This is a genomic window from Gilliamella apis, from assembly GCF_002142155.1.
Taxonomy (GTDB): Bacteria; Pseudomonadota; Gammaproteobacteria; order Enterobacterales; family Orbaceae; genus Gilliamella; species Gilliamella apis.
This window is the reverse complement of sequence record NZ_NASD01000006.1, coordinates 82,090-104,746: the sequence shown is the minus strand read 5'-3', so window position 1 is coordinate 104,746 and position 22,657 is coordinate 82,090. Positions and strand designations below refer to the sequence as shown.

Here is a 22,657-nt window from a genome sequence, read left to right as displayed (position 1 = left end):
TGTTTAAGGGTGTTCAAAAATGTCAGCGTCATTTTCACATATTAATCAGCGTGGTGATGCTCATATGGTGGATGTTTCAGAAAAACAGATAACCCATCGAGAGGCTAGGGCAGAATCAATAGTATTAATGAATGAAGAAACATTTAATATGATTATTGAAGGAAAACATCATAAAGGTGATGTGTTTGCAACTGCTCGAATTGCTGGAGTTCAAGCTGCGAAAAGGACATGGGAGTTAATACCACTTTGTCATCCATTACTACTTACTAAAATAGAGGTTAATATTGAACCGCTATTTGAAAATCATAGTGTAAGAATAGAGTCAGTTTGTAAGGTAACTGGTCAAACAGGCGTGGAAATGGAAGCGTTAGTTGCTGCTTCTGTAGCTGCATTAACGATATATGATATGTGCAAAGCTAGTCAGAAAGATATGATTATTAATCAGGTTAGATTATTAAATAAAATTGGTGGAAAATCTGGTGACTATAGTTTAATTAGAAAAGTGAAAGTATGAATAAAATTTATTTTTTTGCACAAATTAGAGAGCTACTAGGAATTGAATCTTTGGAATTAATGGTAGAGCAAATGTCTATTGCACAACTTTTAGAACAGCTGAGTTTACGTGGTGACAAATGGGCATTTGCTTTAAAAGAAAAGACTGTATTATGTGCGGTAAATCATGCGCTAGTTGATTATCATCATATAATTCAACATGGTGATGAAATTGCATTTTTTCCACCAGTAACAGGTGGATGACAATATGAATATTATTGAAGTCAACCAATCATATATTGATATAAATTCATTAATAACATGGCTCTATGAGTTACCTCAAGATGGAGCAGTAGTCACTTTTATTGGGAAAGTACGTAGTTTAGAAAACCAAGTGATTAGTTTAACGTTGGAACATTATCCTCAAATGACAGAAAAAGTGTTGAGGAATATTATTCATCAAGCCAGAGATAGATGGTCAATTAATCGAGTTGCATTAGTGCATCGTGTGGGCAAAATTAATGTTAATGAGAGTATTGTTTTTGTTGGCGTTAGTTCTGCGCATCGAAGTGATGCTTTTGCTGCAACAGAATTTATTATGGATGTATTAAAAAACGAAGCACCATTTTGGAAGAAAGAACAAACTGGTAATGGTGAAAATTGGGTTGAGGCAAAGCAATCTGATGTAAATGCCTTGAAGAAATGGTATTAATCTTTATTTAATATATAATAAGGTATTATGTTACTTTTATAGTCGTTAAGAGATGTCAATTTATACTCCTAACGGTTCAATTAAAGAATAAACTGTTAGCCATATACAAACATATATGAGTCAAATGTATGGATGGCTGTTGGTTTACTTTTAACTGCTTTTGTTGCTTGGTTTGCATCAACTAGTTTTGAGTTTCTCATTTTATTATCACGAGTAATATGGGTACTTTTAATTGCTGAAATTGGATTAGTATTTGTTATTTCAGGAATGATTAATCGTTTATCTGGTGCTGCCGCGACAACTTTATTTATGCTTTATTCAGTAATAAATGGTTGTACTTTTTCTATATATTTTATTTATTATACGTCATCTTCTATTGCCAGTGTCTTTTTTATTACCGCTGGAATGTTTAGTGAGTTAGCATTTTATGGCTATACGACTAAACGAGATTTATCTGGTTTTGTAGTTTATTATTCATGTGATTAATTGGTATTGTTAGCGCCTCTCTAGTTAATCTATTTTTGCAAGGCGAACCTTTAATGTGGGCGGTAACCTATATTGGCGTATTCGTTTTTGCCGGATTAACAGCTTATAATACGCAAAAACTTAAATAATTGAGTGTTAATTTATCATAAGAAGAGCAAAATATGCTTAGGCGTTATGTGATATTAGATGCATTAGCACTATATTGTGAGTTTATTAATTTATTTATCATGTTAGTTACCGCGAGTATTTGCTGAACGAAGGTAACGATTCATAATATTATAAGAAGACTCTATAACGAGCCCTTTTTGTTAATTTTATATTAATTTCTATACTTTTATTGTTTTTTTGTTAAAAAATTTTTGGAAAGCAATAAATCAAAATAAAAAAAACATTATTATTAAAGAATTTCAGCCTTTTACCTAATGGATTTCTATGAAAAAACTTTATTTGTTCTTGTTAGTAAATATTTTTATTTCGTCAATAATAGCAATCCGATATTTTGGGGTACCTGGCTCTTCGTTTACTTGGGATGGAAGCCTTTTTGCATTTATTGCAGTTTTAGGTCATTTTTTTTCAGCTTATTTATTAATTTTTGTTATATCTATTCCTATCCTTTGGATAAATAAAAAAATAACTAATATCTGCTTGGCACTTATATTCAGTTTATTGCAAATTGTTTTATATATAGATACTATCGTTTTCCAACAATATCGATTTCATATCAATGAGTCGGTAGTATCTATGGTTTTGTCCGGTCAGGTCGTGGATTTTTCAATTCCGACTTATGTATTAATGTTTTTGTTAATATTCGGTTTTTGTGGAATAGAATATTTAATCCTTTATCTATTTGATAAAAAATTTAATCATAAAACTATTCGACCTAAAATATTAATTATACCAACAGTTTTTCTTGCTAGTTGCTTGGTTATCAGTCATTTGATACATATGGTTGCTTTTTATTACGCCTATTCTCCGATTATGGTTATAAAAGAATATATTCCTTTATATCGTCCGTTTACCTCAAAAAAGATAATGGGATATTTTGATAAATCAGGACAACATAAAGTGCTTATTGACAGGGATAGCCAGCACGCAAGTATCTATTACCCTAAAAAAGATCTTATGATTAATCCAGATAATCAAGTAACACCTAATATTATGTTTATTGTGTTAGATTCTTGGCGTTATGATACTTTTAGTCCAGATATTTCCCCCAACACCTATCGTTTTGTTAAACAGAATGATGGCATAATTTTTAATAATCATTATTCAACAGGTAATGCAACTCGTACAGGTATTTTTGGTCTTTTCTATGGTATTCCCGGGACATACTGGGATTCATTTATAAGAAACCGTATTCCATCGTTATTTATAACTACTCTACAAAAAGAAAATTATAATATTGGGATTTTTACTTCAGCAAAAGTCACCTCACCTGAATTTGATCGAACAGCTTTTTTAACTATCAAAAATTTAAGAATAAGTAGTAAAAATGGCCTAGCATCAAGTCGTGATAAACAGATAACAGATGACTGGCTAAATTGGTATGAATCTAGGGACAAATCTAATCCTAGTTTTTCCTTTTTATTTTTTGATGCGCCACATGCTTATGATTTCCCGAAAGATTTTGATGTGAAATTTAAACCAGTTGGTGACCTCAATTATATGACATTAAATAACAATACAGATCCCGTTCCAATTTTTAATCGTTATAAACAGAGTGTCTATTATGATGATTATTTGTTGCAGAAAGTTTATGATGAACTTAAACAGTCTGGTTCATTAGATAATACATTGATTATTATTACTGGTGATCATTCACAAGAAATGAATGATAATAAATTAGGTTTTTGGGGGCATAATGGCAATTATACGGATGCTCAAACCAAAGTACCTTTTATTATTGTTGGAGCGAAAGATCTTCAACATATAAGCGATAATATAAATAAATTTACCAGCCATGAAGATGTTGTACCTTCAATAATGCGCCATTATTTGCATGTAAAAAACGATATTACCGATTATTCGATTGGTTATGATTTATTTAGTCCAATAATGGATAGAGATTGGTTGCTTATGTCTAATTATAGTTCATATGCAGTACGGACCAAAGACAACATTTATTTTGTTAATCGTCTCGGTATTAGTCATTATTTGGATGCTCATAATAATGAAGTAAATGAAACACCTAATTATAATCTCATCAATGCAGCTATGAATAATATGCGTTATTTTTTCCAAGCAGACAAATAATAGTAAAAAAAATCCACCTTAGAGGTGGATTTTTTATTATCTAATATCTGCACAATTTAGGCAGTAAATATAACGGTTTTGCCCATCTTGGAATTTGTCCCAGAATGAAACTTGCTGTTTGATCTGTTTTATTTCAGGTATTTGTTCGAACAATACCTCTGCTGTTGATTTAGGCATCATTGCAATCATATCTGAATAAAAAGCATTGAGCCAATTACCTTCTTGTTTTTGCCAATCTATTTGATAATCTGAAATATTAGCTAATGTGGCGGCCATTTCGATTGCATCATCAAAATCACCTAACTTATCAACTAAACCGTTTTTACTTCCTTCTGAACCCAGCCACACTTGTCCTTGGGCTATATTATCTACTTGTTCGGTAGTCATATTTCGTGCTTTTGCTACTAAAGAAATAAAAGTGTGATAACCATTGTCAATATTCATTTGTATAAATTGGTTCATTTCACTCGATAGATTTTGAGTTAGGCTTCTATTTGCTAATGGTGATGTTGATACTCCATCATTATAGACTCCGATATGAGAAAGTGAATTTTCAAAGGTTGGTACTATACCGAAGATGCCAATGGATCCAGTAATAGTATTTGGGCTGGCAACAATATAGTCCGATGCAGTTGATATCCAATAACCACCTGAAGCGGCCATACCACCCATGGAGACAACAACTGGAATTTGGTAACTACGTAAAGCTTCTAATTCATTGCGAATCGCTTCTGAAGCATCAACACTTCCTCCAGGGCTATTTACTCTAAGTATGACCGCTTGTATATTATTTTTATTTAAATTTTTACGAATTTTTCTTAATTGCTCAACAATATCCTGGCTTCCAGCAACATTGCTGCTATTTTCACCATTGGTAATTGTTCCATTGACAAAAACAACGGCTATTTTTGGTTCTTTACTTGCGGGCATGGCATTTTCTTTCAGCTGGTAATCATAAATACTTACTCTATTTTTTATATTGATTTCTAGTTCAAATTCTTGATTAGTCGCTATTGTATCAATCAAACCATTTGATAACGCGTATTGTGCCATGTTGCCATTAGCTGCTTTTAGTTCTGATAGCATGTTTTCGGGTAATGGTACTAATTGTGAGGGTGCTTTTTTTCGTTCTTGTGAAATGTCACCAAGGTAGTTATTCCACATTAGATTTAACCATCGAGAGGTATTGCTTCTAGCTTCTTCCGACATATTGTCTCGAATGAACGGCTCAATAGCAGATTTATAAGTACCGACACGGAAAACATGAGTATTTACCTTTAAATTCTCTAATAATGTTTGGTAATATAAATTATTGGCTGATAACCCAAATACATTTACAGCCCCTAATGGAGTTAAGTAGATTTTATTAGCATAACTGGCTAAATAATATTGGCTTTGATTAAAGTTTGAACCGATGGCATAAATAGGTTTATTGGCTGCTTTGAATTTCGTTAAATATTTTCCAATATACTGTAGGGAGCTCATATCAGCTCCGACAAAATTATCTAATTTTAACACCAAACTTTTAATATTTGGATCTGATGTCGCTTGAGATATCTTTTGCACTAGATTAAATAAGCTATTTTCACGAGATAGATTTACTTTTTTGCCATAGATCTTATCTTGTATTTCATAAATTTCATCACTATAAAGTGAGTTGTCAACGACAACTCCCTCAAGATCCATAATTAAAGAGCCAGATTGAGGAATGACATCTTGTTTGTTGACTTCTTTTATTAATGCGATACCACTAAAAATCAATAGAATAATGATTAAGAAAACGAGATTAAGAAATATTTCTCTGATTAAATTGATAATTTTCCAGATTGATTTTATAACAGATAGTGCAGACATAATAAAATAGCCTTTTTCTAATTTAATTGGTTTCGGTATTTTTCTTTTTGAAGTATTTTTTGTCTTCAAATCGCAAACAAGTTAATTTGCCGCCCCAACAACATCCTGTATCAAGCGCGTAAATATTCTCTGGAGTTCCTTTTCCATTCAGTGCTGCCCAGTGACCAAAAGCTATACTATAACCTGTGGGGATTTTTCCTGGCAGAGCAAACCAAGGTTTAAGTTTTGAGGGTGCTTGATCAGGTTGATTTTTGTAATAAAAATCAAGTCGGCCATCTTCGTAGCAATAACGCATTCGAGTTAATGCATTGGCAATATATCGTAGTCGATCTAATCCTTGTAGATCCATTGACCACTCATCTGGAAAATTACCATACATTTTGTCGAGGAAAAGGGGATATGAATCACTACTTAAAACGACATTTAGATCATGGGCACATTTTTTTAATGTTTCCAAATCCCATTGTGGTGTTACTCCCGCATGAGTCATAATAAGTTTTAGTTTTTCATCTATTTGGAGAAGTGGTTGTTTACGTAACCAGTTCATTAATTCATCAAAATCATCAGCATGAATTAATTCATCGAGATTATCCTTCTTTTTAGAAGGAGTAACATTGGCATAGATTGATAACAAATGTAAATCATGATTACCTAGTACTAATCTAATTTGTTCGCTATTTTTTTTAACAAATCTGATAACTTCCAGTGATTTAGGTCCTCTAGCAACTAAATCACCAGTTAACCATAACGTATCCGATGATGAAAAACCTGCTTTTTCAAGTAAACGCATAAATTCATCATAACACCCATGAATATCACCAATTATTAGATTTGCCATAAGATTATTTCCAAGCGTTTGCCAATAGACAATATTGTTTTACCGTCAAATTTTCCGCCCGTAAATTAGGGTCAATATCTAATTCAAGCATTTGTTCTGCCGTAAATAAATTACCTAAGCTATTGCGTATGGTTTTGCGTCTTTGATTAAATGCTTCTGTAGTAATCCGTGAAAGTACTTTGACATCATTAACTAAATAAGGTTTTTGCTTATAAGGTATTAGTTTAACTACAGCTGAATCAACTTTAGGGGCAGGTTTAAAAGAAGTTGGTGGTACTTCTAAAACAGGGATAATTTGGCAGTAATATTGTGCCATCACACTTAAGCGCCCATAGTCTTTACTATTTGGAGCTGCAACTAAACGAGTAACTACCTCTTTTTGTAACATAAAATGCATATCAGCAATAATTGGCGCGTATTCAAATAAATGAAACATTAAGGGCGTCGAAATATTATAAGGTAAGTTACCAAATACTCTTAATTGCTGACCTAATTGATCGAATAATAGATTAAAATCAAATGTTAATGCATCTTGTTCAATCACACTAATTTTATTTTGTAAAAAAGGATTTTCGACCAATCGACTAGCTAAATCCCTATCAATTTCAATCACAGTCAGATGATCAACATGTTTACTTACCGGTATTGTCAATGCAGCAAGTCCTGGGCCTATTTCAACTAAAGCTTGCCCTTGTTTAGGTTGTATCGCTGCAACAATACTTTCAATAATATAATCATCATGTAGAAAGTTTTGACCAAATCGCTTGCGAGCAAAATGTCCTTGATGAACACGACTATTCATTCTTTCCTTCACCTGTAATTTTAATATAAGCATCACCTTTTAGTTCTTGAATCCAAACTTGTGCTTCTTCGGCAAATTTTCGGTTAAAAATAAGTCGGTAAGCTTGATCTTTCTTAACCATATTAGTGCCGTCAGTCTGTCTGGTATCAATTAGTTGAATTAAATGCCAACCGAAAGATGATCTTATTGGCTGACTGATTTCACCTTTTTTCAGTTGTAATAGTGCACTTTTAAAGCCATTATCATAAACTTCAGGTCTATTCCAGCCTAAATTACCGCCATTGTCCTTCGAACCAGTATCTTCAGAATTAGCTTTTGCTGCAGCAGCGAATGTGGTTGCTCCACTAGCAATGGCTTTACGGATATCAGTTAATTTTTGTTTAGCAATTTGATCGGTAACTAATACGTTAGTTTTAATTAATATATGTCGAGCATTCACTTCTTGAAGGGTAATTTTTTTCGGCGCTTCAGAACGAGTATCATCAACTTTTATTATATGAATACCGACACCTGAACGGATAGGACCGACTACACTACCTTTTGCTGCACGAATCAAACGTTCTTCGAATATAGTCGGTAGTTCATTGAGCTTTCGCCATCCCATAGAGCCACCTTTTAGTGCGAGGTCATCATTAGAGTATGATGTGGCTAATTTAGCAAAATTTTCCCCTTTTTTAGCTCGATTAATAATGTCCATGGCTTTATTTGTGGCACTATCAACTTGTTGTTTAGATGCTTTTTCTGGAATGGAAATTAAAATATGACTAATTTTGACATCAATATTATTAGTCGGTTGATTAGTCATTGTTTTAGTTAAGTTTTCTACTTCTCGAGGTGATACTTTGATTCTCGGTCTAACCTCATTTATACGGGCTTGCTCAATCAACATATCATTATGAATGCGTTCTCGATAAGTGCTATAGCTAATTCCCATTGCAGATAATTTACTTCGTAATTGATCGATTGTCATACCATTTTCAGCTGCAATACTATCAATCGCGCCGGTTACTTCATCATCACTTATGTTAATTTTAGCTTTAGCTGCTTTTTGTAAAATCAAATTTTCAACGATTAAGCGCTCGATGATTTGCTTTCGGAGTACTTTATCGTTAGGTAAAGTTCTCGGATCGGCGCTTGCTTTAATGGTTTTTAACATATCAATAACGTCACTTTCTAAAATGACATTATTATTAACCACCGCAGCTACTTGTTCTATAACTTTGGGAGCTGCATGAGCTGAAAGTGGGGTAAAGAGTGCTACATTAATACTTAAGTTTAATGCAATAAAAAGTTTTAATAATTTCATAGTTATTTAACTCATTATATTGTTGTGATATTAATTTATCACTATAAATTTATTTGTTAGTTTATTAAAATATTGTTGTATAAGGTAACTTACCAAAGTCTAACATTTTAGCTTTGTAATCACCATTGTTACCTAAACCTTGTAATTCAAAGTTAATTGAAAGTTTATTTTTATATTTGCTCACATGGGTTTTGTCGTCCCAATCGGTTAGCTTTCGGCCATATTGCATGGTTACTCCCCAGCAACAATCACTATAATGTAGGCCAACAAAGCTATCTGCAGTTTGGTTCTGTTTCATATCAAAATAATACGATCCGACAGCACTTACAGTTGCCGATAATGGCCAACTCGCCATGATACCAGCTTGAGATAGATCTTGCTTATAGCGTTTTTCTGATGAATATTTATATCTGTCATCTACAGTAGTAATATAATTATGATTTGCATATCGATAAGATAATTGCATTAATTTATCACTGTTAGGTCGATACTCAAAGGTAGTGTTAGCTAAGGCAATGGTGTCAATTCGGGTATCATATTGGATGCCACTACGAAAAACAATATCATTACTTATACGCCAAAAATTATCTGTTGCCCATGTAATACTACCCGTATCTGAATTTTTATCTAATTCATTATTATGCTCACTAGTTTTAGATTTTGTAAAATAAGTAATTTGACCAAGAGATAAATTGAACTTTTCAATTTTATTACTATCATAAACTCGTGTGGTTACCCCTGTAGCAAGTTTGTTAGTCGAGGCTATCCGATCTAAACCGCTGTATGCCAAATCTCTAAATAATCCAACATAATCAGTTTGTAAATAACTTGAGTCATAGTTATCGATATTGGATTGATCGCGATAGGGAATATAAGTATATTTAATTCGTGGTTCAAGTGTTTGGATATAACCATTCTTAAACTCAATGTCACGTTCGAAAATGACTTTACCATCCATCCCAAATTTAGGTATAAAACGATTTACATTACTTTCTAACTTTTTATTTAAGCTGTAGTTTAGCTTATTATATCTTTTGAGGTTTTGCTGTTTGTAATGGGTAGCCATAAAACTTGTTTCAGTCGCTAATGAAGCCCAAGAATTAGTTACTGTATAATTCAGTGTAGGTTCAATGTGAGCTCTCCATGCATTAGGCTGGTTTTTTGCTGAGTTTATAAAATGAGACACCTGTGAAAATGTCTTGAATTTTAGTGCACCCAAATCGTAATTATAGTAGTTAATATCCAATTGTGGTTGGGTCTGATAGATATAATTATAATAAAATGGTTGAAAATGTTTGTAACCTAAAGCTACATCCCAATTTTTATCATTATAGGCTAATTTATAAAATTGTGTTAAATATCCAGCTGTTTGGGAAGCATATTTAGAGCTAAGATCAGTTAAATATTGATTATCACTAACCCGTGTAACATCAGTATATAAGCGCCAATTATAATTTATTAATTCGTCATTTTTCCAATGGAATAACCAGCGATTATTATTATCATCATAATTATTTCCATTTAATAATGTTTTTCTATCTTCTTGGTATTTTTTATCATGTTGTAACCAGTCAAAAGCGATAGTTCCTAATCCTAACTGATTTAAATAGCGAAATTCGGTTTGTAATTGTATACCACGATGTTGTAATACTCTTGGTGTTAATGTTGCATCATAGTTTGGTGCAATGTTCCAATAAAAAGGTAAAGCGAAATCAATACCATCGATACTATCATAATTAAAGGTTGGCATTAATAAACCAGAACGTCTTTTATTGCCGGTAGGTAATTGTAAATAAGGCGAATATAGAACAGGGACTTTACCGATGCTAAATACTGCATTCCAGGCTTCAAGCAATTGTTCTTCGTTATCATGAATTATTGTAGTACCTTTAATATTCCAAGTACTATCATCTACTGGACAGGAAGTAAAACTACCATTTTTTAGAATGATATAGCGGTTTTTTTCTAGCTTCATTTCATCGGCTTTACCACGCCCAAGCCGATCAACTAAATGATACTCACTGGGATGCATATCCGAATTATTATTGTTGAGATTTATCGCAGCATGATCACCTTTCATTTTTATTAAATTATCTTGATAAGTGATGTTTCCATCCAATATTGCCATGCGGTTATTTGTATCTTTAGAATCAATAGTTACTTTATCTGCTAGAACGGTGCGATTACCTTGTTCAACATACACGTCGCCACTATAGATAGCTAAATCTGGATAAATTGCTTCGAATTCATTAGATTCTGCATTAACCGGTAATGTATTTATATCACCATTTACAATTGGCCGCTCAAATTTTGGTACATTAATAAGACACTTAGGATTGTTAGTATCATTTTTAGGTAAGCCAATTGCATAGCTAGGACTATTATAATTATACAAAGAAAATGTAACAGCTATAGCAATAAGAGAGAGTGATAATTTTTTCATCAATGATTAGAGTGTAATTATGATTATTTTAATTAAAACATTATAGCGGTTATTTATAAAAGTGCGAATGAAAATTAACGTTTAGTTCGTCGTTTATTGCTTTTGCCTAGTTGTTTAACCATAGATATTTTTCTTTCGGTGGATACATGTTGAAATTCATCCCACCATTTAGCTAAATCTAACAATTCACCTTTTTCAATAGATGATCGCATTTCTAACAAATCATAGGCAGCACGAAATTTAGGATGTTCTAAAATCACAAAGGCGCGTTTCCCTTCTCGTTTCTTCATTCTTAATTGTAAACGCCATATATCACTCATTATATTTGTTAATCGTTTGGGAATAGCGATAATTCGACACTGTTCGCTTAACACATCATTAATGGCCATAGAAAAAGAATCATAATACTGAAGGCCGCTTTCAATACAATTAATCTGAGTTTGTTCTATAATTGGATACCAAAAAAAGGCAGCGTATAAAAAAGCAGGATTGACACGTTGCTCGTTTGCTATTCGATAATCAGTATTTTTTAATACGTGAGCAATAATTTTCTCTAAATTGCCATTATTATTGTGTACAAATAAGCGTTCAACTACCGGGAAAAGTTGTTCAAAAAGTTGGTACTGTTTTAATAAGATATAAGTGTTGTAACCATGACCGCATTGCAATAATTTTAATGATTCATCAAAAAGTCGTGCTGATGGAATATTTTTTAGCAACGGGGCCAGTGTTTTAATGGGATCAGCCGTTGCTTGATCTATTTTCATGTTAAGTTTGGCGGCAAAACGAATTGTCCTTAACATTCTAACTGGATCTTCACGATACCTTGTTTGTGGATCGCCAATTAATCGAATAACGCCATTTTTTAAATCATTTAATCCGCCACAATAATCACGGATAGTAAAGTCTTTAACATTATAATAAAGGGCGTTCATCGTGAAGTCCCGTCGGATAGCATCTTGTTCAATCGTACCGTATACATTATCACGTAACAGCATGCCAGATTGTGATCTTTTAGATATATTGGTATGTTCACTTTGACCATCATGATCACCACGAAAAGTGGCAACTTCAATTATCTCTTTACCGAACATAATGTGTGCTAAACGAAAACGTCTTCCGATCAGGCGACAATTACGAAACACCTTTTGAATTTGTTCTGGAGTAGCATTTGTGGCAATATCAAAGTCCTTAGGTTTTTTACCTAAGAGAAGATCTCTAATACATCCACCAACTAGATAAGCTTCATATCCTTGTTTATTTAAGCGATAAAGAACTTTTAGGGCATTTTCGCTTATATTTTTACGAGAAATATTATGTTCATTGCGAGAAATGGAGACATAGTGCGATTTTTGCTGTTCTTCATGCTGAAACATTTTACGATAAAAGCGAGAAACTTGTTTAAAAATAGCACACCTCAAATTAATAATAGTCTATATAGCAATCTAGCGCGCGATTATATCGCAATTACTTTTAACTTTCCATTTTTCTTAATATGACTATGGTAAGTAGAATGATGGGATTTAGTTTATAATCATCAAAGATTCTATTTGATTTTTTAAACATAATTATCAACAATAGCAATTTATATAGTACAATTAATAAAGTTAGCCTATTAAGCATCAAGAAATTATGCATAACAGCAGGTTTTATCTGTATTTAAATGACTAATTAATTTTACTGAATTTGATACTCTTATTTTATAAATGATTTTTATACAAAAAACAGTAGTATTTTATATCTATTTATTATATTTCTGAGTATATAACCATTAACTGATAATTTTTTGGGGACACTATGAATATTCGTGATTTGGAATATTTTGTATCGTTAGCTGAATTTCGGCACTTTCGTAAAGCAGCAGATGCTTGTAATGTTAGTCAACCAACATTAAGTGGTCAAATCAGAAAACTTGAAGACGAATTAGGTGTAATGTTACTTGAGCGAACTAGTCGCAAAGTGTTATTTACCCAAACCGGTATGATGCTTGTTGAGCAAGCCAAAGAAATTTTACGTAATATACAAATTTTAAAAGAGATGGCTAGTCGTCAAGGTGAAGAGATGTCTGGTCCGATGCATATAGGTTTGATCCCAACTATTGCACCCTATTTATTACCGCATGTAATTACCGTTTTACACGAATCTTTTCCTCAATTGGAACTTTATTTGCATGAAGCTCAAACTGCCAATATTGTTGCTCAACTTGAGAGTGGAAAACTGGATTGTGCGATTATTGCTCAAGTAAAAGAAACAGCACAATTTATTGAATTACCACTGTTTAATGAACCTATGTTTTTAGCGGTTCCAGCAAGTGACGAATTAGCAACTAAACAAACAGTTAAGCTTTCTAATTTAAAAGGGCAAAAATTTTTAATGTTAGAAGATGGTCACTGTTTGCGTGAACATGCGATGGGATATTGTTTTCAAGTCGGAATTGATGAAGACAAACAATTTAAAGCAACAAGTTTAGAAACATTACGAAGTATGATATCTGCTGGGCGCGGTATTACCTTATTTCCAGAGCTTGCTGCACCGAATGAACGTACTCGTGATAATATTTGTTATATTCCTTGTAGTGATCCTATACCAATGCGAAGTATTGCTTTGATTTATCGACCAGGCTCTCCACTAAGAGCACGTTATGAAACTATAGCTAAAACTATTCGCGATCATATGCCAAAAGTTTTTGCAGAAAAAGAGCGGTTATTGGGGCAAACAAACTGATAACTTACATTTGTATCATGCTGAATTTTGAAAATGAAAAACATTAAAACCGGTGGTATTAGAGCGCAGCAAAAGGAAAGAACGCGTCGAAGTTTGATTGATGCTGCGTTTAATCAACTTAATGCTGAACAAGGTTTTGCAAGTTTAAGTTTGCGCGAAGTTGCTCGTGAAGCAGGTATTGCCGCTACCTCATTTTATCGACATTTTCGTGATATGGATGAATTAGGTTTAGCGATGGTTGATGAAAGTGGTTTAACTCTTCGTCAATTATTAAGACAAGCTCGAAAACGTATCGAAAAAGGTGGTAGTGTGCTTCGGACTTCTGTAACCACCTTTATTGAATTTGTAGATAAAAATCCTAAAGTATTTCTATTATTACTGCGTGAAAAAGCTGGAACTTCTTCTGCTTTTCGCTCGGCGATTGCACGTGAAATTCAGCATTTCATTGTCGAGCTTGTTGACTATTTAGATAATGCTAATCAAATGCCACATCATTATAATGAAGCTCAAGCAGAAGCGATGGTTACTATTGCTTTTAATGCTGGTGCGGAAGCGCTTGATTTTGATACTATTCAACGTCAAAAATTAATAGAAGATCTTATTTTTCAACTTCGAATGGTTTCTCGAGGGGCTTATTACCTTTATCATAAAGAACAAGTAAAACTTGAAAATCATTGATCATTTTTTCATTTTATATTTATTCCCAAATTGTAATTTAGATTTCAATAGTAATTGCCATAAATAAACTTTATTACATCATTTTATAATTATTTTAATTTATTTCTTATTTACAAACATTTCTAGCTAAATCTTCCGCAATTTATATAATTAATCCAGATGTAATGCATTTCAGTTTTATTCAAATTTGTAAATACAAAGCAAAAGATATCTTAAATCAACAAAAATAAGGTTAGAGTATTCATTGTAAAGATGGTGGTTATCGTGCGAGAAGTGAGATACATCGTGAAGTTACAGATCTCATTATTGGCTTTTTGTCTAAAACATTCAAAAAATGAAAATTGCCATTAAAAAAACTGCGACATTAAGTCGCAGTTTGTTGTGATTTATAATGGTAATATCATTATAAATTTTGTAGCACTTTTTCAACACTATCTTTAGCATCACCAAATAACATGTAGCTATTTTCTTTAAAGAATAGTGGGTTTTGCACGCCAGCATAGCCGGTATTCATAGAACGTTTTGAAATAATGACAGTTTTTGCTTTCCAAACTTCTAGAACAGGCATTCCTGCGATAGGGCTATTTGGATCTTCTTCTGCTGCAGGGTTAACTGTATCGTTAGCACCAATTACCCAAACAACATCAGTATCGGGGAAGTCATCATTAATTTCATCCATTTCCAATACAATATCATAAGGAACTTTTGCTTCAGCTAATAATACGTTCATATGGCCAGGTAAACGTCCAGCAACTGGATGGATACCAAAACGGACTTCAATACCCATACCACGAAGTTTTTCAGTAATATTACTTACAGCACCTTGTGCTTGAGCTACAGCCATACCGTAACCAGGTACAATAATCACTGAGCGAGCTTCTTTTAAGGTTTGTGCAACTTCTGCAGGTTGCATTTCACGATATTCACCTTGTTCTTCTTCTGATGAGCTTGATGAACTACCGTCGCTACCAAAACCACCGGCAATTACGCTGATAAATGAACGATTCATTGCTTTACACATAATGTAAGAAAGAATTGCACCTGAAGAACCAACCAAAGCACCAGTAACAATAAGTAAGTCATTACCTAACATAAATCCTGCTGCTGCTGCGGCCCAACCAGAATATGAGTTAAGCATTGAAATAACCACTGGCATATCGGCGCCACCAATTGAAGCAACAAGATGGAAGCCAAACACTAATGCAATGATTGTCATAACTAGTAAACTAACAAGTGCGCCTGCGCCAGTTTTTACACCAATAAAAGTAAACATTAAAATTACTGATACAACAATAGCTGCTAAGTTCCAGTAGTGTTTATATGGAATAGATAGTGGTTTAGAACTAATACGACCATTTAGTTTACCAAATGCAACTACTGAACCAGAGAATGTAACCGCACCAATGAAGATACCAACAAAGATTTCAACTAAATGCACAGTTAATTCATTGCTGGTAATCATTGTATGTGCATCTAAGAAACTATTAAAACCAACAAGAACCGCCGCCATACCAACAAAACTATGGAGAAGCGCAACCAGTTCTGGCATTTGGGTCATTTCTACTTTCTTAGCAAGATATAGACCGATAGCTGCACCAATAACCATAGCAATAATGATCCAGTGCAGTCCACCTTTGATACTAGCAACAGCAGCAATAAGAGCAATTGCCATACCAATCATGCCATAAATGTTTCCAGATTTAGCTGATTCTTGATTTGATAGGCCTCGTAAACTAAAGATAAACAGTAATGCAGCAATAACATAAGCTGCTTGAATGATTCCATGACTTAACATTATCAATAATCTCCTTTACTTGCCACGTTGGAACATTTTTAGCATTCTTTGGGTAACAAAGAATCCACCAAAAATATTGATACTAGCAATCAAAATAGCAACGAAGGCAATCGCCGTAGTTAAGCCATTATCATCACCGACTTGCAATATTGCACCGACTAATATAATACCGGATATAGCATTAGTAACTGACATTAGTGGTGTATGTAATGAATGGGTTACATTCCATACTACGTAATAACCAACTACACATGATAAAGCAAATACAGTAAAGTGGCCTAAAAAGCTCTCAGGCACAGAGTTTGCTAACCAGAAATAGGCAATAATTAATAAAGCAAAAATACCATATTTTTTGGCTGGTGACATTGGTTTAGGTTCAGGTTTAGCCACAGGCTCAACCGCTTTTTTCTGTGGTTGTGCTGAAACTTGAATCGGTGGTGCAGGCCAAGTGATTTCTTTATCTTTGACTACAGTTACGCCACGAATAACCACATCTTCAAAGTTGATATCAATATTACCATCTTTTTCTTTGGCAAGTAATTTTAATAAATTAACAATGTTGGTGCCGTATAATTGTGATGCTTGTGCTGGCATACGGTTAGCTAAATCAGTATAACCAACAATTTTAACATTATTATCAGTTTCAAATACTTCACCTGGTTTAGTTAATTCGCAGTTACCGCCAGTTAATGCTGCTAAATCAACAATAACACTGCCTGGTTTCATTGATTCAACCATCTCTTTTGAGATAAGTTTTGGTGCAGGTTTACCTGGAATTAATGCTGTAGTAATGATGATATCAACATCTTTAGCTTGTTCAGCGAATAATGCCATTTCGGCTTCGATAAATGCGGCAGACATTTGTTTAGCATAGCCGTCACCAGAGCCCGCTTCTTCTTCGAAATCTAATTCTAAGAAGTCAGCTCCCATACTATTAATTTGTTCTGCAACTTCAGGTCGGGTATCGAATGCACGAACAATCGCACCTAAGCTAACCGCCGCACCAATTGCAGCCAGACCCGCTACACCCGCACCAATTACTAAAACTTTTGCTGGTGGCACTTTACCTGCAGCAGTAACTTGCCCTGTAAAGAAACGGCCGAACTGGTTTGCAGCTTCAATAACTGAACGGTAACCGGCAATATTAGACATTGAACTTAATGCATCAAGAGATTGAGCTCGTGAAATACGAGGTACACAATCCATTGCCATTACAGTAATATTTTTAGTTGCAAGTTTTTCTAAAAGATCTTTATGTTGAGCAGGATAAATATAACTGATAAGTGTTAATCCCTCTTTCATTAGAGCGATTTCTTCATCAGTTGGCGCATGAAATTTTAAAATAAGATCATTTTGCCAAATATCCTTTGTACTTTGAATAGTGGCTCCAGCATCAATAAAAGCTTGGTCTTCGAAATGAGCAGCATGTCCAGCACCTTGTTCTACTGAAACTGTAAATCCTAGTTTTAACAGTTGTCCAACGGTTTGAGGTGTTGCTGCAACTCTAGCTTCATTGGCTAACCGTTCTTTTGGTATACCGATATGCATTGCGTTACATCCTTATGTTAAGAAAGATTATTCATGTTTTGCGATTTTAGCATAAATTAGCGACAGTGCGAGTAAGGAATTAATTTTTTATTATCGAAATTAGATTATTATTTTTTATGATAACTTGATATAGGGTTATGAGTTATAGCAAAAGTATAATTGTTTTGCTGATAGTTATTACTAATAGACGTGACAATAATAAGATGGATAGTTTTCATTAAATTTTACTATTTTTAAAGCAGTCGAGTTTAACCTATGTTTGTTCCGTTTGCTTCTGTTTTATCTCATAAGTTATGATTATTATCACTCTTTTAATGATTTAATCCAGCTATACTTTGAATTAATCATCAAGAGGTTTACTTTATGTTCTTAGAAGAAAGACAAAAAGCTATCTTAGATTACTTAGATAAACATGAAAAAGGTAGTGTCCAATATTTTTCGGAAATATTTAAAGTATCTAAAGAGACTATTAGAAAAGATCTCTCTACGCTGGCGAAACAATTATTAGTTATTCGTTGTTATGGTGGAGCCATGATTAAAAGGCATAGATTAGTAAGCAATATTACTGATAAAGAGTGTATTACCTCATTAATGACAAGATATGATAAACAGAAATTTAAAAAACGAGGAGACAGAATGAACGGTAATGTTTGTATTTTAGGTTCATTTAATGTTGATATTGTTGCACAAGTGGCAAGATTTCCCAAAGGCGGTGAGTCAATTCTAGCGCAAAAAAGTATGATTGGTCCAGGTGGAAAAGGTGCTAATCAAGCACTTGCTGCAAGTCATGCCGATGCAAAAGTTCATTTTGTCGCAAAAGTTGGAACCGATCAATTTAGTCAATTTGCTCATGATCATCTATCTTCATCAAAAATTAACTCATTTACTTTGTATCAATCAGATAAAGAACCTACCGGCAATGCTGTCATTTATGTTTCTGAAGAGAATGGCGAGAATATGATTGCCATCTATCCTGGTGCAAATTTAACAATTACTGATAAAGAAATTGTAATGTTAGAAAGTTATCTTAAACAATCTGATATTCTATTAGTTCAACTTGAAAATAATATTGATGCCGTTTTAAATGCAATGAAATTAGCTAAAGCAATGGGGGTTAAAGTGGTGTTAAATCCCGCGCCTTATTCTAAAGATATTCAACAGTTATTATCTTATATCTATATTATTACTCCGAATGAAACTGAAGCAAGTTTAATGTCAGGAATTGAAGTTAATGATTTCGATAGTGCCAAGCTTGCAGCAGAAAAAATTTATTCATTAGGTATTCAAACAGTCATTATTACTTTAGGTAGTAAAGGTTCTCTTATTTATGATGGTAAACATCATCAACATATTAAGCCTTTCTTAGCTGTTCCTGTTGATACAACTGGTGCTGGCGATGCTTTTAATGGAGCTTTTTGTGCTTCATTGGCTAAAGGAGAAACTCTTTATCAAGCAGCAGTTTATGCTTCAGCTTTTGCATCTTTAGCCGTTGAGCGTGAAGGTGCATCAAATATGCCATCGCATCAAAATGTGCTTAAACGAATGGCAAATATATAAATTTACTTGAGGAACCGATTTATGATGAATCAGCCAAAAAAAATTATCCTTGATTGCGATCCCGGTCATGATGATGCTATCGCACTTTTATTAGCTCATGGTAATCCAAATATTGAATTGCTAGCGGTAACTACGGTTGTTGGTAACCAAACATTAGAAAAAGTAACTCGTAATGCATTATCTGTTGCACGTATCGCTAATATTACTAATGTTCCCTTTGCTGCTGGAGCGGTAAGACCTCTAATTAGAAATGTAGAAGTGGCACCGGATATTCATGGTGACTCTGGACTTGATGGCCCTGTTTTACCTGAACCGGCAATTCAATTAGATAAAAGGCATGCTATTGATTTAATTATTGATACCATCATGTCACATCCCCCTAAAACAGTCACATTAGTTCCAACAGGCGGTTTAACTAATATTGCAATGGCGGTACGTAAAGAGCCGAAAATTGTTGAACGAGTAAAAGAAGTTGTTTTGATGGGAGGTGGGTATCATGTTGGCAACTGGAGTGCTGTTGCTGAGTTTAATATCAAGATAGATCCAGAAGCAGCTCACATAGTATTTAATGAAAAATGGCCAGTTACTATGGTTGGATTAGATCTAACCCATCAAGCATTAGCTACACCAGAAGTAATTGAAAAAATATCTGCAATAAAAACAAAACCAGCTAAATTTGTTTTGGAAATGTTGGAATTCTTCGGAAAAATGTATAAACAAGCTCAAGGTTTTACTTATCCGCCAGTTCATGACCCTTGCGCTGTTGCTTATGTTATTAATCCTGAGTTAATAAAAACTAAACGAGTACCAGTTGATATTGAATTGACAGGTACATTAACTTTAGGAATGACCGTGGCTGATTTTCGTTTCCCTCCTGATGATAGTTGTCATACTCAGGTTGCAACTGAACTTGATCATACTGGTTTTTGGGATTTAATTGTTGACTCCCTAGAACGAATAGGTGAGGTTAATCTATGATTGAAAAAAGTAAAGATAAATCCAGTGTATTTACACTGATGATGGCTTTGCTTGCTGCATGTGTTGCTTTCCAACTTAATGCTAGTATGTTAAGCCCTGTATTAGTAACCATAGCAAAAGAGTTAGGAACTAATGATGCTGCTGTTGGGCTATCGCAAACCTCGTTTTTCACAGCAGCAGCTTTATTTTCATTATTTTTACCACGATTAAGTGATATAAAAGGGCGAAAAAAAGTCTTAACTGCTATGTTATTAATCATGACATTAGGTACAGTTTTAGCTGCTGTTGCACCAAATATTGAAGTGTTATATGCCGCGAGGATTATTCAAGGTGTCTCAGGGCCAGTCGTACCTCTATGCTTGTTAATGTTAAGTTTTGAAGTAAAAGATGTTAAACAGTATGGTATGTTAATGGGAATAATAACAGCAGTAAATGGTGGTATTGCTGGTGTTGATGCGATAGCTGGCGGTCTACTTGCTACTCATTTCGGGTTTCGTTCTGTATTTTGGGTTATAGCTATAGTTGCCGCAATTTCCACTTTCTTTGTTCATCGTTTTGCCTCCGAATCTAAACCATCGGCAGGCACCAAAATGGATTGGTTAGGTGTTTTACTAATTGTTCTAACCATAGCTGCGCTATTACTTGCACTTAATGAAGCGGGTAAACTAGGTAACGCAAATTGGTTGATTGTGGTAGGATTAACTCTGTTTGCTATCTTATGTTTTATTCTGTTTTGGCATGTAGAAAAAAGAAATAAACAACCGCTTGTTACCACTAATCATTTGAAAAAACGTGCTACATGGGCTTTGTTATTAACAACAACTTTAACCATGACAGGTATTTTCGCTATTGTTAATGGTTTAGTTATGTCAATTGCTCAAAATCATGAGATTGGCTTTGGATTAGAAGCTGATTGGGCTTCACTCATTTTTCTAACTCCTTATGCTTTAATTGGTTGGTTTGTGGGACCATTTTCTGGAAGATTGGCACCAACAATGGGTTATAACAATGTGCTAAAATTAGGTCTTGTGGGCTGTGTTATTGGCATCTTAGTTATTATGTTTTATGGCATTCATTCTCTACCTATTTTATCCGTAGGGGTTATTGTGCTAGGTATTTTCTACGCAGGCATGGCTAATATTATTTTGAATGGCCTAGGTGTTGTTTTATCACCTAGCGAAAACCCAGGTTTTCTACCAGGTATGAATGCTGGGGCATTTAATTTAGGCGCTGGCTTAAGTTTTGCATTATTACCAGCAATTCAAATGATGAATGGTAACTCAATTGATGGTTATTTCAATGGCATGTTACTTGGATTAGTGATCACGGTATTAGCTCTACTTTGTAGTTTTCTTATACCTCGTCCAATCAATGCTGAAGTTTAATCAGATGATTAATAGGAAACGGGATAATAATCCCGTTTTTTGTATATAAATTAATCTTCTTCAGGAATTAGTGTAAAAACTAGAGTGGTAAAAAACTTATCTTGTGTTGCTAATTGGTTATCTTTAAGCGGAAAACCAATTTCAACGCCAATAACGTTTAAACCTTGGTTTGGCACAATAATAGTAGTTTGACCTTTATCATCTGTTTTCACTGTTTTATCTAAGTTATTCACCACATCAACAATAACTGCTGTGTTAGCTAGTGGTTTTCCATCTTTATACACAGTAATTGGTAAACTATCACCACGTTTCAATTTTGTCGGATCAACAGAAGGAACGATTTGTAAAGGAATATCTTCAACCATTTTAGGGTTATTAACGGATGATAAATAATTAACGCTATATTTTATGGCGTGAGTGCCATTACTGGCTCCTTTAACTTTATTCATGGGTAAATTAACATACTTACCTTCTGAATTTTTGGTCCAATAGCCATAATCAAAATCAACCGTTACTACCGCTGTTTGATCTGACGGTTCAATAGTCACAAAATTATCATGTGACTTTTTAGATATCGGTAGCAGTGACCAATTACTATTATAAGCCTTAACATCTTTTACACTTTCAGTCTTATAACCATTGTCTAAAGGCCCTTCACCTAAAACAATTTGTTTTTGATCGACTCGATTAGTAATCCATATACCATGAGCAATTACTGATTGTGAAACCAAACCAATAAAAGTCCCCAATAAAATTGATAATAATACTTTTCGCATAAATACCTCTACATTTTAAGTGAAAACGAT

Annotated in this window: 18 protein-coding genes and 1 pseudogene; 10 read left to right on the top strand and 9 right to left on the bottom strand. The window is 33.8% G+C overall.

The window, feature by feature from the left end:
* Positions 1 to 19 precede the first annotated feature (19 nt).
* The 5 genes and pseudogenes from moaC to B6C84_RS04605 all read left to right on the top strand — a co-directional run bounded on the left by moaC (position 20) and on the right by B6C84_RS04605 (position 3,943).
* A complete protein-coding gene (gene moaC / locus B6C84_RS04625) occupies positions 20 to 514 on the top strand; it encodes a cyclic pyranopterin monophosphate synthase MoaC (protein ID WP_065577707.1) in 495 nt (164 codons plus the stop codon).
* Positions 511 to 756 carry a molybdopterin synthase sulfur carrier subunit gene (gene moaD / locus B6C84_RS04620; RefSeq protein WP_086353913.1) on the top strand — a complete coding sequence of 82 codons (246 nt, stop codon included), beginning with the start codon at positions 511 to 513 and terminating at the stop codon, positions 754 to 756. Before moaC ends, moaD begins: the two co-directional genes overlap by 4 nt.
* Positions 757 to 760: 4 nt before the next feature.
* Positions 761 to 1,204: a molybdopterin synthase catalytic subunit MoaE gene (gene moaE, locus B6C84_RS04615; RefSeq protein WP_086353912.1), complete on the top strand. Its 444-nt coding sequence runs from the start codon at positions 761 to 763 to the stop codon at positions 1,202 to 1,204.
* Between the two features lie 115 nt (positions 1,205 to 1,319).
* Positions 1,320 to 1,944: pseudogene (locus B6C84_RS04610) on the top strand (Bax inhibitor-1/YccA family protein).
* Between the two features lie 178 nt (positions 1,945 to 2,122).
* Positions 2,123 to 3,943 (top strand): sulfatase-like hydrolase/transferase, encoded by a 1,821-nt coding sequence (locus B6C84_RS04605; RefSeq protein ID WP_065650798.1) that lies wholly within the window; start codon positions 2,123 to 2,125, stop codon positions 3,941 to 3,943.
* Positions 3,944 to 3,979: 36 nt separating this feature from the next.
* Here B6C84_RS04605 and sppA read toward each other — a convergent pair whose 3' ends face one another.
* The 6 genes from sppA to pcnB all read right to left on the bottom strand — a co-directional run bounded on the left by sppA (position 3,980) and on the right by pcnB (position 12,562).
* The gene (sppA, locus tag B6C84_RS04600; protein WP_086353919.1) at positions 3,980 to 5,797 is read right to left on the bottom strand and encodes a signal peptide peptidase SppA; all 1,818 of its coding nucleotides are present in this window, start codon (positions 5,795 to 5,797) and stop codon (positions 3,980 to 3,982) included.
* 22 nt (positions 5,798 to 5,819) lie between these two features.
* The gene (gene apaH, locus B6C84_RS04595) at positions 5,820 to 6,635 is read right to left on the bottom strand and encodes a bis(5'-nucleosyl)-tetraphosphatase (symmetrical) ApaH (RefSeq protein WP_086353911.1); all 816 of its coding nucleotides are present in this window, start codon (positions 6,633 to 6,635) and stop codon (positions 5,820 to 5,822) included.
* Positions 6,636 to 6,639: 4 nt separating this feature from the next.
* Positions 6,640 to 7,437 (bottom strand): 16S rRNA (adenine(1518)-N(6)/adenine(1519)-N(6))-dimethyltransferase RsmA, encoded by a 798-nt coding sequence (rsmA, locus tag B6C84_RS04590; RefSeq protein WP_086320399.1) that lies wholly within the window; start codon positions 7,435 to 7,437, stop codon positions 6,640 to 6,642.
* Positions 7,430 to 8,743: a peptidylprolyl isomerase SurA gene (gene surA, locus B6C84_RS04585; RefSeq protein ID WP_086353910.1), complete on the bottom strand. Its 1,314-nt coding sequence runs from the start codon at positions 8,741 to 8,743 to the stop codon at positions 7,430 to 7,432. Before surA ends, rsmA begins: the two co-directional genes overlap by 8 nt.
* A 64-nt stretch (positions 8,744 to 8,807) precedes the next feature.
* Positions 8,808 to 11,186 carry an LPS assembly protein LptD gene (gene lptD / locus B6C84_RS04580; protein WP_086353909.1) on the bottom strand — a complete coding sequence of 793 codons (2,379 nt, stop codon included), beginning with the start codon at positions 11,184 to 11,186 and terminating at the stop codon, positions 8,808 to 8,810.
* A 74-nt stretch (positions 11,187 to 11,260) separates the two neighbouring features.
* Positions 11,261 to 12,562, bottom strand: coding sequence for a polynucleotide adenylyltransferase PcnB (pcnB, locus tag B6C84_RS04575; protein ID WP_065650793.1), 1,302 nt, complete (start codon positions 12,560 to 12,562; stop codon positions 11,261 to 11,263).
* A 421-nt stretch (positions 12,563 to 12,983) separates the two neighbouring features.
* Here pcnB and oxyR point away from each other — a divergent pair, with 421 nt between their 5' ends.
* Both oxyR and fabR read left to right on the top strand, forming a co-directional pair.
* The gene (oxyR, locus tag B6C84_RS04570; RefSeq protein WP_034902295.1) at positions 12,984 to 13,910 is read left to right on the top strand and encodes a DNA-binding transcriptional regulator OxyR; all 927 of its coding nucleotides are present in this window, start codon (positions 12,984 to 12,986) and stop codon (positions 13,908 to 13,910) included.
* A gap of 33 nt (positions 13,911 to 13,943) precedes the next feature.
* Entirely contained in the window at positions 13,944 to 14,588 is a 645-nt protein-coding gene (gene fabR, locus B6C84_RS04565; protein ID WP_034902293.1) for an HTH-type transcriptional repressor FabR, read from the top strand.
* Between the two features lie 403 nt (positions 14,589 to 14,991).
* On the opposite strand, the gene pntB is transcribed toward fabR, so the two are convergent.
* Both pntB and pntA read right to left on the bottom strand, forming a co-directional pair.
* Complete coding sequence (gene pntB, locus B6C84_RS04560) at positions 14,992 to 16,383, bottom strand: Re/Si-specific NAD(P)(+) transhydrogenase subunit beta (RefSeq protein WP_034902291.1); 1,392 nt, start codon at positions 16,381 to 16,383, stop codon at positions 14,992 to 14,994.
* A gap of 15 nt (positions 16,384 to 16,398) precedes the next feature.
* A complete protein-coding gene (pntA, locus tag B6C84_RS04555; protein WP_034902289.1) occupies positions 16,399 to 17,931 on the bottom strand; it encodes a Re/Si-specific NAD(P)(+) transhydrogenase subunit alpha in 1,533 nt (510 codons plus the stop codon).
* A 363-nt stretch (positions 17,932 to 18,294) separates the two neighbouring features.
* Between pntA and rbsK the strand changes: the two genes are divergently transcribed.
* Genes rbsK through uriT form a run of 3 tightly spaced genes read left to right on the top strand, consistent with a single transcriptional unit; the run spans position 18,295 to position 21,851 of the window.
* On the top strand, positions 18,295 to 19,488 hold the full coding sequence (gene rbsK / locus B6C84_RS04550; RefSeq protein WP_086353908.1) for a ribokinase: 1,194 nt from the start codon (positions 18,295 to 18,297) through the stop codon (positions 19,486 to 19,488).
* A gap of 24 nt (positions 19,489 to 19,512) precedes the next feature.
* The gene (uriH, locus tag B6C84_RS04545) at positions 19,513 to 20,466 is read left to right on the top strand and encodes a uridine-preferring nucleoside hydrolase UriH (protein ID WP_370527995.1); all 954 of its coding nucleotides are present in this window, start codon (positions 19,513 to 19,515) and stop codon (positions 20,464 to 20,466) included.
* Positions 20,463 to 21,851 (top strand): uridine transporter UriT, encoded by a 1,389-nt coding sequence (uriT, locus tag B6C84_RS04540; RefSeq protein WP_034902285.1) that lies wholly within the window; start codon positions 20,463 to 20,465, stop codon positions 21,849 to 21,851. The genes uriH and uriT overlap by 4 nt, the downstream gene beginning before the upstream one ends.
* 50 nt (positions 21,852 to 21,901) lie before the next feature.
* Here the strand turns inward: uriT and B6C84_RS04535 are convergent, their stop codons facing one another.
* Positions 21,902 to 22,627, bottom strand: a complete 726-nt coding sequence (locus tag B6C84_RS04535; protein WP_034902283.1) for a DUF4198 domain-containing protein — start codon at positions 22,625 to 22,627, stop codon at positions 21,902 to 21,904.
* Positions 22,628 to 22,657 lie beyond the last annotated feature (30 nt).

Excerpts from the sequence above, each read along its gene's own strand:
- moaC (WP_065577707.1), top strand. The coding sequence starts at position 20 with ATGTCAGCGTCATTTTCACATATTAATCAGCGTGGTGATGCTCATATG.
- moaD (WP_086353913.1), top strand. The coding sequence starts at position 511 with ATGAATAAAATTTATTTTTTTGCACAAATTAGAGAGCTACTAGGAATT.
- moaE (WP_086353912.1), top strand. The coding sequence starts at position 761 with ATGAATATTATTGAAGTCAACCAATCATATATTGATATAAATTCATTA.
- B6C84_RS04605 (WP_065650798.1), top strand. The coding sequence starts at position 2,123 with ATGAAAAAACTTTATTTGTTCTTGTTAGTAAATATTTTTATTTCGTCA.
- sppA (WP_086353919.1), bottom strand. The coding sequence starts at position 5,797 with ATGTCTGCACTATCTGTTATAAAATCAATCTGGAAAATTATCAATTTA.
- apaH (WP_086353911.1), bottom strand. The coding sequence starts at position 6,635 with ATGGCAAATCTAATAATTGGTGATATTCATGGGTGTTATGATGAATTT.
- rsmA (WP_086320399.1), bottom strand. The coding sequence starts at position 7,437 with ATGAATAGTCGTGTTCATCAAGGACATTTTGCTCGCAAGCGATTTGGT.
- surA (WP_086353910.1), bottom strand. The coding sequence starts at position 8,743 with ATGAAATTATTAAAACTTTTTATTGCATTAAACTTAAGTATTAATGTA.
- lptD (WP_086353909.1), bottom strand. The coding sequence starts at position 11,186 with ATGAAAAAATTATCACTCTCTCTTATTGCTATAGCTGTTACATTTTCT.
- pcnB (WP_065650793.1), bottom strand. The coding sequence starts at position 12,562 with ATGTTTCAGCATGAAGAACAGCAAAAATCGCACTATGTCTCCATTTCT.
- oxyR (WP_034902295.1), top strand. The coding sequence starts at position 12,984 with ATGAATATTCGTGATTTGGAATATTTTGTATCGTTAGCTGAATTTCGG.
- fabR (WP_034902293.1), top strand. The coding sequence starts at position 13,944 with ATGAAAAACATTAAAACCGGTGGTATTAGAGCGCAGCAAAAGGAAAGA.
- pntB (WP_034902291.1), bottom strand. The coding sequence starts at position 16,383 with ATGTTAAGTCATGGAATCATTCAAGCAGCTTATGTTATTGCTGCATTA.
- pntA (WP_034902289.1), bottom strand. The coding sequence starts at position 17,931 with ATGCATATCGGTATACCAAAAGAACGGTTAGCCAATGAAGCTAGAGTT.
- rbsK (WP_086353908.1), top strand. The coding sequence starts at position 18,295 with ATGTTCTTAGAAGAAAGACAAAAAGCTATCTTAGATTACTTAGATAAA.
- uriH (WP_370527995.1), top strand. The coding sequence starts at position 19,513 with ATGAATCAGCCAAAAAAAATTATCCTTGATTGCGATCCCGGTCATGAT.
- uriT (WP_034902285.1), top strand. The coding sequence starts at position 20,463 with ATGATTGAAAAAAGTAAAGATAAATCCAGTGTATTTACACTGATGATG.
- B6C84_RS04535 (WP_034902283.1), bottom strand. The coding sequence starts at position 22,627 with ATGCGAAAAGTATTATTATCAATTTTATTGGGGACTTTTATTGGTTTG.